The organism is Pantoea sp. At-9b (assembly GCF_000175935.2).
Classification (GTDB): domain Bacteria; phylum Pseudomonadota; class Gammaproteobacteria; order Enterobacterales; family Enterobacteriaceae; genus Pantoea.
Genome location: NC_014842.1, coordinates 105,111 through 116,877 on the forward strand (window position 1 = coordinate 105,111; position 11,767 = coordinate 116,877).

General features: G+C 54.6%; 12 protein-coding genes and 1 pseudogene. 5 read left to right on the forward strand and 8 right to left on the reverse strand.

The window, feature by feature from the left end:
• Window positions 1-13: 13 nt before the first annotated feature.
• Together tnpB (PAT9B_RS29310) and tnpA (PAT9B_RS29315) are read right to left on the reverse strand one after the other, a co-directional pair.
• Window positions 14-361, reverse strand: a complete 348-nt coding sequence (tnpB, locus tag PAT9B_RS29310; RefSeq protein ID WP_013512913.1) for an IS66 family insertion sequence element accessory protein TnpB — start codon at window positions 359-361, stop codon at window positions 14-16.
• Window positions 358-960, reverse strand: a complete 603-nt coding sequence (gene tnpA / locus PAT9B_RS29315) for an IS66-like element accessory protein TnpA (RefSeq protein WP_190274705.1) — start codon at window positions 958-960, stop codon at window positions 358-360. Before tnpA (PAT9B_RS29315) ends, tnpB (PAT9B_RS29310) begins: the two co-directional genes overlap by 4 nt.
• A gap of 121 nt (window positions 961-1,081) precedes the next feature.
• Between tnpA (PAT9B_RS29315) and PAT9B_RS29320 the strand changes: the two genes are divergently transcribed.
• Together PAT9B_RS29320 and PAT9B_RS29325 are read left to right on the forward strand one after the other, a co-directional pair.
• A complete protein-coding gene (locus PAT9B_RS29320) occupies window positions 1,082-1,627 on the forward strand; it encodes a DUF2913 family protein (RefSeq protein ID WP_049792273.1) in 546 nt (181 codons plus the stop codon).
• A gap of 242 nt (window positions 1,628-1,869) precedes the next feature.
• Window positions 1,870-2,688 carry a DUF4225 domain-containing protein gene (locus PAT9B_RS29325; RefSeq protein ID WP_013512915.1) on the forward strand — a complete coding sequence of 273 codons (819 nt, stop codon included), beginning with the start codon at window positions 1,870-1,872 and terminating at the stop codon, window positions 2,686-2,688.
• On the opposite strand, the gene PAT9B_RS29330 is transcribed toward PAT9B_RS29325, so the two are convergent.
• From PAT9B_RS29330 to PAT9B_RS29340, 3 genes are all read right to left on the reverse strand, one after another.
• Complete coding sequence (locus PAT9B_RS29330; protein WP_013512916.1) at window positions 2,685-2,999, reverse strand: hypothetical protein; 315 nt, start codon at window positions 2,997-2,999, stop codon at window positions 2,685-2,687. The two genes, PAT9B_RS29325 and PAT9B_RS29330, sit on opposite strands and share 4 nt — an antisense overlap.
• A 282-nt stretch (window positions 3,000-3,281) precedes the next feature.
• A complete protein-coding gene (locus PAT9B_RS29335) occupies window positions 3,282-3,641 on the reverse strand; it encodes a type II toxin-antitoxin system HigA family antitoxin (RefSeq protein ID WP_041526348.1) in 360 nt (119 codons plus the stop codon).
• 5 nt (window positions 3,642-3,646) lie between these two features.
• Window positions 3,647-3,949 carry a type II toxin-antitoxin system HigB family toxin gene (locus tag PAT9B_RS29340; protein ID WP_013512918.1) on the reverse strand — a complete coding sequence of 101 codons (303 nt, stop codon included), beginning with the start codon at window positions 3,947-3,949 and terminating at the stop codon, window positions 3,647-3,649.
• 734 nt (window positions 3,950-4,683) lie between these two features.
• Between PAT9B_RS29340 and PAT9B_RS29355 the strand changes: the two are divergent.
• The 3 genes and pseudogenes from PAT9B_RS29355 (at window position 4,684) to PAT9B_RS29365 (ending at window position 8,856) form a co-directional block, all read left to right on the forward strand.
• Window positions 4,684-5,814: pseudogene (locus tag PAT9B_RS29355) on the forward strand (IS3 family transposase).
• Window positions 5,815-6,102: 288 nt separating this feature from the next.
• A complete protein-coding gene (locus tag PAT9B_RS29360; RefSeq protein ID WP_013512920.1) occupies window positions 6,103-7,893 on the forward strand; it encodes a tannase/feruloyl esterase family alpha/beta hydrolase in 1,791 nt (596 codons plus the stop codon).
• 204 nt (window positions 7,894-8,097) lie between these two features.
• A complete protein-coding gene (locus PAT9B_RS29365; RefSeq protein ID WP_013512921.1) occupies window positions 8,098-8,856 on the forward strand; it encodes a YdiY family protein in 759 nt (252 codons plus the stop codon).
• Between the two features lie 196 nt (window positions 8,857-9,052).
• On the opposite strand, the gene PAT9B_RS29370 is transcribed toward PAT9B_RS29365, so the two are convergent.
• From PAT9B_RS29370 to tnpA (PAT9B_RS29380), 3 genes are read right to left on the reverse strand one after another with little or no spacing between them, the layout of a single operon-like run.
• A complete protein-coding gene (locus PAT9B_RS29370; RefSeq protein ID WP_013512922.1) occupies window positions 9,053-10,624 on the reverse strand; it encodes an IS66 family transposase in 1,572 nt (523 codons plus the stop codon).
• Between the two features lie 19 nt (window positions 10,625-10,643).
• A complete protein-coding gene (gene tnpB, locus PAT9B_RS29375) occupies window positions 10,644-10,991 on the reverse strand; it encodes an IS66 family insertion sequence element accessory protein TnpB (RefSeq protein ID WP_013511945.1) in 348 nt (115 codons plus the stop codon).
• Window positions 10,988-11,623 (reverse strand): IS66-like element accessory protein TnpA, encoded by a 636-nt coding sequence (tnpA, locus tag PAT9B_RS29380; protein WP_013511944.1) that lies wholly within the window; start codon window positions 11,621-11,623, stop codon window positions 10,988-10,990. Before tnpA (PAT9B_RS29380) ends, tnpB (PAT9B_RS29375) begins: the two co-directional genes overlap by 4 nt.
• Window positions 11,624-11,767 lie beyond the last annotated feature (144 nt).

Genomic DNA, 11,767 nt, shown 5'->3' on the forward strand with positions numbered 1-11,767 from the left:
ACATTACTCCGGTTCAGATGCGCAGACCAGGGCGTTCCGTCCGCTGCGGATGTTTCCAGTTAATGCCCTCCAGCAACATGCCCAGCTGCGCCGGCGTCAGATGGACTTTACCGTCGCGGGTTACCGGCCACACGAAGCGCCCGCGTTCCAGCCGTTTGGTGAACAGGCACAGTCCATCCCGGTCAGCCCACAGCACCTTTATCATGTCGCCCCGTCGCCCGCGAAAGATAAACAGGTGCCCGCTGAACGGGTCAGTACGCAGCGTGTTCTGCACTTTCGCTGCCAGCCCGTTAAAGCTGCAGCGCATATCCGTCACACCGGCGACCAGCCAGATGCGCGAGCCAGCCGGAAAGTTAATCACGCCTCACCCTCCCTGAGTTCGCTGACCAGTACGTGCAGCAGCTCCGGCGTCAGTGGCCCGGTCAGGCTCAGGCTGCCGCCCGACAGCGTCAGCTTGCAACTTATGATCGGGGGAGAGTCTGATGATACTGCCCCGTTGTGCCTGGGTGGCGAAAGAGGCTCCACGGTAACCGGGATGAGAGCGGCCCTGCTGGCAGGATCCAGCAGTCCCTGACGATGCAGATTACGCCAGTTGAAGAGCAGGTTATCGTTGATGCCATGCTCACGTGCAATTTGTGCCACACAGGCGCCCGGCTGCAGGGTTAAATCTGCCAGGCGGATTTTGAACTCCAGAGGCCAGTCCGGACGGCGTTTTTTGACAGGCAGGTTTGTTTCAAGGTTGAAGGCGTAAAGCTCCTCCTCCAGGCGCTCAGGCGTGTATTCCTCCGGCAGCGGCCAGTTAATACCCGTGCGGCGAAAACGCTTGAACATTTTATGCGTAGCGGAAGTGCTGACGTTAAGTTGCTCTGCGATTTCACGATAAGTCAGGGCGTCGTTAAACCGCAGGCTTAGTGCAGTGAAAATCCAGGGTCTTCTGGTGTAAGGCGTGTTTCTGTCCACGGTAGTGTCCATGTTCGCGAAAGTGTCCATGGTAGGAAACGCGGAAAAAAATAAAAGACGGTCTGGATAAGACGCTTACGAAAATAACAACGCTGCCGTTGAACATCTTGCCTGGTGCGCGCTGGTTGCGCTGCACCTGGCGCGACGCGACGGCCAGGCGGCCTCACCCGCGCAGGAAAATCTCTTTCTCACCCGCTGGCTGGCCAGCGCCGAAAAACAGCGGCGTTTCCGGAAGGAGCTGGCGAACGATATCCGCTGGCTGCTGAAGGAGGGTCGTGAAAAGGGCGTGCGGGCCGACCTGCCCGGTAAGCTGGATTACCTGTGGCGGGCCGGCAGCAGCGACCTGCTGGCGCAGAACGACCTGTTCCGGCTGCAGCACGCGCTGAACACCCTGAAACTCGCCGGCTGGATTTACATGGTGCTGAGCGAAAGCGAGTGGAGCGGTCGCCGGGCGCTGAAGCTGAATCCGTCCGTTACCGGCCTGTATCTGAATAAAAATGCGCTCGATGTGGGGTTTAATGAGCACGGCGGGCAGCGCTGTCCCCTGCCCGCCCGCATCACCGGGAACACGGCCGGACTGGACAGGCTGCTGCAGCGCTCCGGGTGGCGGCGTGAACCGACGGGCAGTGACCCGCTGCTCCATCATCTTCTTGCCGCGATGGACTGACGGTAAGGCGTGAGAATGCGTATACGACAACTTTTTCACCCGATACAGGAAGTTGGACAGTCTGGTGCACGTTAATCAGCTGCAGGATCAAGGGCTGGCGAAGGTGGCCGATCAGCGGATGTTTCATTAACGCCACCCGGCGTGATGCAGTGCTCCCGGATGCCCTTCCGGAGTCTGGTTTACACATGAGGATAAAGGTTTATATTATCTTCAGAACGGTAAAGTCTACAGGGAGAGTGAAAATGGATGCTGCGTTACTTTCAATGATGCGTTCAGGTGGCCGTAACCGGGCATGGGCCGAAACGATGGTCAATCTGGAGGCGAGAAAGCTGGTAGAGGCCGCAAATGTGGTTTCAGGCTTTCACCTGCGCGACAGCCTCACCCGGCTTCAGTTTGTTCAGGAAATCAGGGACGTTGTAGAGAAACAGTTTGCCGCAGCACGTCAGGCCAGGACTGACGAAGACTGTATAGCCTGTATAAAAAAACTGCGGGAAGAGACTGAGAACCTTCGTGAACAGGATCGACTGCTACGGATGCAGACCGCAAAGCTCATCGCTAAAGTGGAGTTTATCCGGGACAATAACAAAATCGTCGGGTATGTCATATCTGCGGTACATATCGTTTTGTCCGGGGTGGCCATGTTCGGCGGGATGATCATGATCTCTTCCATGACCCCCATTGGTATGCTGGCCGGTGCCACACTGTTCATTGACGGCGTAAATGGCATATCGAAGGAAGTCAGCCATCTCCGTTACGGCAAAGAGTCGCACTCTGAAGGAATTTTTGCAGACGGGGCAATGGAGGCTGCGCAGTTCATGGGATTCAGCCCGAACACCGGACTGGCGTTCTACAATGCGGCAACACTGAGCGCCAGTGTTTACAGTGTTTTTGGTCTGGCAAGAAAACCCGGCGCGTGGCGTCTGTTCAGGTGGCTTCCCCGTGATTATTACCGGAAAGTTGACACCATGAGCAGACCAAAATTAACGATGAAAATCGTGGATTATGGCGTCAGGGCGAAAGTGATTTTTGACCTTCTCACGACCGATCAGCAAAGTCGCTAATTCCTGTGCGCTCTCTGGTATCGCCAGGACTTATAAGACAACACAGGCGGTTGTACAAAAATGGCAACCGCACAACCGCAGAGAAGCGCAATCCCACCGGAAAAAACGGTCTCGCTGGAACCAACAAAGAGCAGAAAAATAAATACAGCAAGACAACACAGCACAACGGCCAGCGCTATTGTGAAGCGTCTGGAGAGATCCTGAATGGCATCCCCCAGGGTGCCGCCGTAACTTTCCAGGTTGTTTTTGACTTTTCGCAGGTCTGCGGGGCTGAAGCCAGAGCGCAACAGGGCTTCTTCACTTACTCTCATTGCCTTTCATCCTTAAAATGCGCCAGGGAACACCACAGATATAACAGAAAGCGGTCCCGTTATCGACCCCCGCCGATTTCCCCCACAACATCCCGGCAGGCAGAATTACTACGGAGAAAGAATCATGACCTCAGTACCAGACCGCAATTATGGGGATGTCTTCATGTGACTGATGAAGACATTGCTAACATCGCGGTGTATCAATCAACGGGGAGCAGGTCAGAGAAGCCGATCAGGATTAAGCCCGCTACAAGCACTCCTTCAAGCAAAGTGGGCATAGTTCTAAACCCCGACCAGGCTGCTTAGCGGGATACCAAACTGTGTATGCAGCTTCCTGATCATGGGTAATGTCAGGTTGCGTTTATGGTTCAGGATTTCATACACGCGGTTTTCTTTACCGATGGCCGATGCCAGGTCTTTCACGGTCAGCCCTTTCTGTTCCATTCTAAACTTGATGGCCTCTACCGGATCTGGCGCTTCAATCGGATAATGTTTCTTCTCATATTCTTCAATAAGCAGGCACATAATTTCGAAGTAATCGCCTTCTGGTGTGTTCAGCCCTGGCTCATTGTCGAACATCGGTGAGACGGCGCTGAGCGCTGCCTTATAGTCCTGCTCTGTTCTGATAGGTTTAATCTGCATGGTCATTAATCTGGCTCCACAGTTTCCGCATTTACTTTATCGTATTCTTTATGGGTTCCGATGAACTTAACGAACATCCAGCCTCTTTGATAAGCAATCGCAACAATCAGTCTGTAGTCATTCCCCTTGATGTTAAACACCACGCGCCTGTTTTTAAGGATACTTGCGCTGCGGTATTGCTCTTTGATTTCTGCCGGAGTTTTCCAGTCTGCTTTGCTGGCTTCATCCACCCAGCTCTTTAACGGCTGTTCTGCATCAGGGTTCGTCGTCCAGAAATCCCTTAGCGTTTTGACTGAGATTATTTTCATTTGTCTATAGTAGTCCCATTATGGGACTACTGCAAGCAAATAATCCCATTTGGTACGTTATTAAGGCCGCTTAGCAGCTTGAAAGAGCGCTTTCATGTCGCGGAATAGATTCAAAAAATGTGATGTACTTAGCACATTGGTAGGGGTAAAGAGACGGCACTCTCCCTGCGACGCTGAAAGATGCAAGCCGACGAACACAAAGTTTCGCAGTACAAAAAGGCCACCTAATGAGGTGGCCTTTTTGTATCTATGTTGGTCGATTATTTTTTTTCATACTCCTGATGTGAATAAAGATCTCTGGTGATTTGTTTATAAACTTGGTTCTTAAACAACATAAGTTAAAATACTGGTTACGCTGCGACGTTTAATCTTCAGGGGCGTACTCTCCGCAATGGTCTTCCAATCAATATCCTCCGCAACCTGAATGGTTTACCGTGATGTGTGGCTCCGGCATAGATAAAGCATACACCGGAGCTAAGGGGTATTACTCTTGAAGGTGCATCTCTTTCAGATTCGTTTCAAAGTAATCAATATAAACTCGCTCATTTTTGGACTTCATTATCAGCTGAATACCGTTGGGAACGGGCGGGCATGAGGCTCGATAGGTGAAAATTTCATCCTGGATATTCCGGAGCGTATAACCCAGTTGCTCTTCTTCTGCCCTTCCGGACTGAATCGCCACGGGTTTAACAGACACCTCGGAGTCATTTAAGATGGCTTAAAGAGAGGTGCCCATGAGCGGTAAGCGTTATCCCGAAGAGTTTAAAATTGAAGCAGTCAAACAGGTTGTTGATCGTGGTTATTCTGTTTCCAGCGTTGCAACACGTCTCGATTTACGCCTGGATAAAGAAATACGGCCCGGATTCTTCCAATAATAAAGAACAGTCAGATGCTCAGGCCGAGATTCGCCGTCTCCAGAAAGAGCTGAAGCGTGTTACCGACGAACGGGACATATTAAAAAAAGCCGCGGCGTACTTCGCAAAGCTGTCCGACTGAGGTACGCCTTTATCCGTGACAACACCTGTTGCTGGCCTGTTCGCCTGCTCTGTCGGGTGCTGGATGTTCATCCCAGTGGCTTTTACGCCTGGCTTCAGCAGCCGCATTCACAACGCCATCAGACAGACCTTAGACTGACAGGACAGATTAAACAGTTCTGGCTGGAGTCGGGATGCGTCTATGGTTATCGCAAGATCCATCTGGATCTGCGGGACACCGGGCAACAGTGCGGAGTCAACAGAGTCTGGCGACTGATGAAACGTGCCGGGATAAAGGCTCAGGTCGGATACCGGAGCCCGCGGGCACGTAAAGGCGAGGCCTGTATCGTGTCGCCCAACAGGCTCCAGCGACAGTTCAATCCGGATGCTCCGGATGAGCGTTGGGTAACGGACACCACCTACATCAGGACCCACGAAGGCTGGCTGTATCTTGCCGTGGTTGTTGATCTGTTCTCACGCAAAATTATCGGCTGGTCGATGCAATCCCGGATGACAAAGGACATTGTCCTGAACGCATTGCTGATGGCTGTATGGCGGCGTAATCCCCAAAAACAGGTGCTGGTTCACTCTGATCAGGGCAGTCAGTACACAAGCCATGAGTGGCAGTCGTTCCTGAAATCACACGGCCTGGAGGGGAGCATGAGCCGTCGCGGTAACTGCCACGATAATGCGGTTGCAGAAAGCTTTTTCCAGTTGCTGAAGCGTGAACGGATAAAGAAAAAGATCTATGGAACGCGGGAAGAAGCCCGCAGCGATATTTTTGATTACATCGAAATGTTTTATAACAGTAAGCGCTGGCATGGTTCGAGTGATCAGATGCCACCGACGGAATATGAAAATCAATATTATCGACGGCTCAGAAGTGTCTAGATTATCCGTGGCGATTCACCGGAGAGGACACCTGTGACCTGCTAATCTTCACACGTAGCTAATTAACTGTTAATGACTTCCTGACGTCAGAAAATCAATGCAGGGGCTCTTTACCTGCACAAATCTTCGAACTCCTCTCTGAAATTCCTGGAAGAAGTCTCAGTGATAAATGCCTGTGCCATATCAATTTATGAATATCTGACTGCCTATACATACTTACACCGATGACTCACTCAGGTCGGCATGCCGCCAGATGCCCGTGCTGACTCAAATCTTATGGAGCCGCAAATGAATGACAGACTTACCTTTCCGTATGTGCGTAACGTGCTGGCGGTGTTTTTAATTTTTTTCGCCGGCCTGACGCAGGCCGAAGCGGCCCTGCAGTCCTTAACGCCCGTGAGGCCGGTAATGTCCTGCAGCACTTTAGGAGCAACCCGTATTACTGAGGGCGTAGATGCAGGAGTCAGCATCAACTCGGCGCGGGAGCTGAAAACCTCACAGGGCACTTTCTGTCTGGTCAGCGCAACACTTTCACCGTCAGTCGGGGTTCAGGTCGCTTTACCTGAAGATAAGTGGACGCAGCGCCTGCTTCAGGTGGGCTGCGGAGGCCTGTGTGGCCAGATTAACCTCGGGTTGTCCGATGCAAAAGGCTGCATACCGGCGATGAACGGTGAATTTGCCGTATCCTCAACCGACATGGGCCACTCGGGCAGTATGATGGACGCCGCCTGGGCGCTTGACCCTCAGAAACGTATTGATTTTGCCTACCGCGCGCAGCATGTTACGGCACAATTTACAAAAGCGGTTATCCGGACTTTCTACGGACAACCGCAACAATATGCCTATTTCATGGGGTGCTCAGACGGAGGGCGTGAGGCGCTGATGGAGGCCCAGCGCTACCCTGAAGATTTTAACGGAATAAGCGCGGGCGCACCCGCTGCGTGGTTTTCAACGCAGAACTCATTTTTCCACGGCTGGAACGTCACGGCGAATCTGCGTGCAGACGGTACGCCTGTCCTGCTTCAGAGTCGCCTTGCGCTGCTCCATGAAGCAGTAATAACACACTGCCCTTCGCTTTCCGGCGTCAGTGACGGCTTGCTGGAAAATCCTTTCGCCTGCCATTTTTCACGGACCTGGATAAGCCAGTGCGCGCCTGGTGAGCAGGATAAAAGCGCCTGCATGACTTCAGAAGAGCTTAAGGTTGCTGATAACCTTTACCGCGGCGCACATGATGACATGGGAAATCAGTTTGTTCCGGCGGGGCTGCCAGCCGGCTCCGAGTTGCGATGGCCGGTTCCTGCTAAAGCAGGGGAACGTTCAATGTCGGAAATGATGGCGCTCCCTGCTCTGCAGTACATTTTACTGCCCGGTGGAAAGCAGTCGCTGAATCAGATCTCCGACTTTGCTTTCAATCGCGAAAACTTCAGAAGGGTTGCGGAGCTGGCGCCGCTTTATAACGCCACAAATACCAATCTGGAACCTTTCAGAGCCACAGGCGGCCGACTGATCCTCTGGCATGGACTGGCGGATGATTCGATCACCCCCGCCGGCACCGTTGACTATTTCCGGGGAGTCCAGCAAAAGTTAGGGATAAAGAAAACGGATTCATTTATGCGTCTTTTCCTGCTGCCGGGTGTGGCGCACTGCGGTAACGGTGAGGGGCCGGACCAGGTCGACCTGCTTTCAGCGCTAATGGACTGGACGGAGAAAGGCGTGGCGCCGGACAGTCTGATCGCAGGTAAAACAGCATCCATTGAGCAGCAACCTTCTGAACCGCCTGCGGGAACCCCACCGGACAAGGCAGGCACTCAGGACGCATCCGCGCATTTTCACGGGGACCAGAAGCAGGGGCTGCCTTATGCAGAAGCCCCTGCGGCCTTCACCATGACGCGCCCGATATTTCCTTACCCATATGTGGCACATTATCGCGGAAAGGGAGACCCGCGCAACGCCGCTAATTACGTCCCGGTGCAAGCGGACTACGGCAGCCTGAGGATGGTCTCACCTGTAAGCAGCCTGCTGGGGTCTGATAACCAGCGCGCGTACAGCGTAGTTAATGGCAGGCTGGTCTCCCGGTGACAGGGTTGTACGGCTGACCGAGCGCGTAAAGAGAATATCGCTCTTCTGTTAGGTCAGGGGACTGCGGCCTGGTCACGCCATGACGTGACCAGGTTCACCCATATTTATGAAAAACTTCAATAATTTTACGATGCCTTAGCAGGTTACCGCAGGAAAAGATTTTCAGTCCATATAAGCTTTATTTTTTACATGTGAGCTGATGAATTGAAAGTACTGACCTTATTGCGCGGCCTTCCATTGTTTGCCCTGAGCCTTTTTTCGTCCGGGGCCATGGCCAGCGTCGACATTTTTACCGTTCCTGATGATCCTTCCACGGCTACAAGTGATTTTGCAGGTAACGTTCAGGGCAGCTACGCCCATCAGGGAGGTAATTCCCGGACATCTACCATTTCGGCTGATTCAACGCTGACCTGGTTTGATAAGGCGAACGCTTACAGCCTCTGGGGAGAAGCCTACAACTACAGCTCTGATGACACCCGTTCCTCCGAGAAATATCAGGCGGGCCTGCGCCTGCGGCATAACCTGGACGGCAAAAATTTCCTTTTCGGACAGAGCGGGTGGTCAGGCGACAGATTCAACGGGTACCGCGGCCGCTACACCACGGTAGCCGGATACGGCAGGCAGATATTCAGCGGGCCGCTTCACACGCTGCGCGCTGAAGCCGGCCCTGGCGTCAGGCATGATGAGTTCACTGACGGTAGCGGAACGACCAACGCGCTTGCCTATACTGCGCTGAGCTATTCTTACAAGCTCACTGACGCCGCTTATTTCATCCAGGGCGTTTCTGTGCTTGCTTCGAGAGATTCCACGCTTAATTCCGAAACCGGCATAAGAATTGATCTGAATAAAAGGTTCGCCCTGAAAGTGACGTATAACTACACGCATAATTCAAAGCCGCCTTCCACCGCGCCGGACAAAACCGACACAAAAACGCAGGTTTCCATTGTATATAACATTCCCTGACGCAGGGATCTTTCAGTCCGCCATCAGGGCAACCACTTTCGTTGCCCTGATGGCCACTTATCACATCACACACTCAGCAGACCTCCGGTCTGATACGCTGAGACCTTCTGAGGAGAGGTAAATGAGAAAAATAGTTCTGCTGTTACTGGCGTTAAGCTGCACAGCAGTAAGCGTCGCATTTAGACCGTATTGACGTTCAAGCAGAAGTAAGGTCTACCTTCCATGGCAGCAGATCGCGGACCCGGTTCACCGGCCAGTCCTGGATATGACCGATGACGTAACGCAGCCACGCCTCGGGTTCAACGCCGTTAAGCCGGCAGGTGCCGATCAGCGAGTACAGAACAGCCGCGCTTTCCCCGCCCGCGTCTGAACCGGCGAACAGCCAGTTTTTCCGGCCCAGGGCTACACCACGCAGCGCGTTCTCCGCGATGTTGTTGTCTATCTCTGCCCAGCCGTTGCTGCAGTACAGGTTCAGCGCGTCCCACTGCTTCAGCAGGTACGCGAACGCCTTCGCCGTATCCGAGTGGCGCGACAGCACTATCATCTGCCCCTGTATCCAGTCATACAGCGATAGCATAAGCGGGACGGTCCGCACTTTCCGGACCGCCAGTCGTTTCTCTGCCGGACTGCCGCGTATATCTGCCTCGATGGCATACAGCTCACCGATTCGCTTCAGCGCTTCTGTTGTGATGTCGGTCGGGGTTCGGACGTGGACGTCGTGGATTTTCCGACGGGCGTGCGCCATGCAGGCCGCTTCCGTGATGCGCCCGTCTTCGTACAGGGCATTATAGCCACCGTAAGCATCCGCCTGCAGGATACCGCTGTACCCGGCAAGGTGTTGCTGCGGATGCATTCCCTTACGGTCCGGTGAGTACGCGAACCAGACCGCAGGCGGAAGCTGTGAACCCGCGTTGCGGTCATCCCGCACGTACACCCACAGCCGGGCCGTCCGGGTTTTGCCGCTGCCCGGTTCCTGCACCGGCACCGGGATATCGTCAGTATGCACCTTGCCCGGCATCAGCACGTACTGACGCAGCAGCTCATACAGTGGCTCCAGCAGTTCGCTGACCGCGCCGGACCAGCGCCCCAGCGTGGCACGACTCAGCTCCACGCCCTGACGACGGTAGATTTCTGACTGCCGGTAGTGTGGTGTGTGCTCTGCGAACTTCGCGGTGACGATTCGGGCCAGCAGACCGGAACCGGCGTAGCTGCGCTCTATGGGATTTGAAGGCGTGGGGGCCTGAACGATGTGGTCACAGCTGCGGCAGGCCAGTTTGGGCCGCTGCGTTTCGATAACCTTAAAGGCGCTGTTGATGAGCTCCAGTTGCTCTGACATGTCGCAGCCCAACGCGCTGAGTTCTCCGCCGCATGCCGGGCAGGTGATTTCTGCCGGCAACAGCGTGCGGGTTTCGCGCGGGAGTGTGATGGGGAGCGGTTTACGGGCGGAAGACTGGCGCAGCGGCTGTGGCAGTACCGGGTCATTCTGCTCGCCCAGCACCTCGGCCATCTCCTCCTGCAGGGCATCGATGCGCTCCTCAGCCTCGCGCACCTGGCGCTGCGTTTTCTCACGCAGCTTTTCGGAGCTTTTGCCGAACTGCATGCGCTGCAGCTTAGCGACCAGCGCCTTCAGCCGGCTGATTTCGCTGGCGTACGCCGCCACCCGCTGCGAGAGCAGACGGTTATACTCCGCCATTTTGCGGATGGTGGTTTGCTGCTCCTGCAGCAGCGCCCTGATCCGGGCATTTTCATCAGGGTGTGAGATGTCCATGACCCCACTTTACAGCAGGTTATATCCGCAGACCAGGGCGTTCCGTCCGCTGCGGGTGCTTCCAGTTAATGCCTTCCAGCAACATGGACAGCTGCGCCGGCGTCAGGTGGACTTTTCCGTCGCGGGTCACCGGCCAGACGAAGCGCCCGCGCTCCAGGCGTTTGGTGAACAGGCACAGGCCGTCCCGATCCGCCCACAGCACCTTTATCATGTCGCCGCGGCGACCACGGAAGATGAACAGGTGCCCGCCGAACGGGTCAGCACGAAGCGTATTCTGCACCTTTGATGCCAGACCGTTGAAGCCGTTTCTCATATCAGTGATGCCGGCAACCAGCCAGATGCGTGAGCCTGCGGGGGGAGATATCATCGGCTCCCTCCTTTCATTTCACGGATGAGCACCTGCAGCATTTCCGGCGTCAGTGTGCCTTTCAGCCTCACGGTACCGGAAGGAAGAACCAGTTCGCAGCACAGTGTTTCACCGGACGTATTTTCCGGCCCGGAGGCCGGAACGGCAACGGTTCTGTCCGGTTCGGCGGACAGCATGACAGGAAGCAGTGCCGGCTCACAGTTGTGTGGAAGCAACAGGCCTTTCCGATAAAGGCAGCGCCAGTTGAACAGCAGGTTATCGTTAATGCCGTTTTCGCGTGCCAGTTGGGCCACATTAGTGCCTGGCTGAAGTGATTTTTCGACCAGTGCGATTTTGAACGCTCGCGGGAAGTTTGGTCTGCGGATGCGCTTTCTGACGATCGGTTTTGCGGTCATAACGGTAACCACAGGTGCTGGCGGTGCGCTGGAGAGAGGGCGGTAAAGACACTCATCCAGTTTTTGTTCCGACATGGCGGAGGGCAAAGGCCATGAAAGCCCGGCTTTCCGGAAGCGAACAAAAAGATCGCAAACGGTCGTTTTTGGAATTCCCAGACGGCGTCCGGCCTCGACCCGGGCTAAATTCTCGTCGAAGTGCAGATGCAGGGCTTCAAGTAGCCAGGTCCGGTGTTTCATACGCTAATGTCCATTATAAATGATGGACATTATTGTCACGGAGCCGGAGGGAAACGGACAGACGGTCTATATGAGACGCTTACGCACAGCATCACTTTCAGGCTGCGTATGGCCGTGGTGGGGCCCGGGCGGCGGACCCGCGCA

Excerpts from the sequence above, each read along its gene's own strand:
- PAT9B_RS29340 (WP_013512918.1), bottom strand. The coding sequence starts at position 3,949 with ATGAAAATAATCTCAGTCAAAACGCTAAGGGATTTCTGGACGACGAAC.
- PAT9B_RS29360 (WP_013512920.1), top strand. The coding sequence starts at position 6,103 with ATGAATGACAGACTTACCTTTCCGTATGTGCGTAACGTGCTGGCGGTG.
- PAT9B_RS29325 (WP_013512915.1), top strand. The coding sequence starts at position 1,870 with ATGGATGCTGCGTTACTTTCAATGATGCGTTCAGGTGGCCGTAACCGG.
- tnpB (WP_013511945.1), bottom strand. The coding sequence starts at position 10,991 with ATGATATCTCCCCCCGCAGGCTCACGCATCTGGCTGGTTGCCGGCATC.
- PAT9B_RS29330 (WP_013512916.1), bottom strand. The coding sequence starts at position 2,999 with ATGAGAGTAAGTGAAGAAGCCCTGTTGCGCTCTGGCTTCAGCCCCGCA.
- tnpA (WP_013511944.1), bottom strand. The coding sequence starts at position 11,623 with ATGAAACACCGGACCTGGCTACTTGAAGCCCTGCATCTGCACTTCGAC.
- PAT9B_RS29370 (WP_013512922.1), bottom strand. The coding sequence starts at position 10,624 with ATGGACATCTCACACCCTGATGAAAATGCCCGGATCAGGGCGCTGCTG.
- PAT9B_RS29335 (WP_041526348.1), bottom strand. The coding sequence starts at position 3,641 with ATGCAGATTAAACCTATCAGAACAGAGCAGGACTATAAGGCAGCGCTC.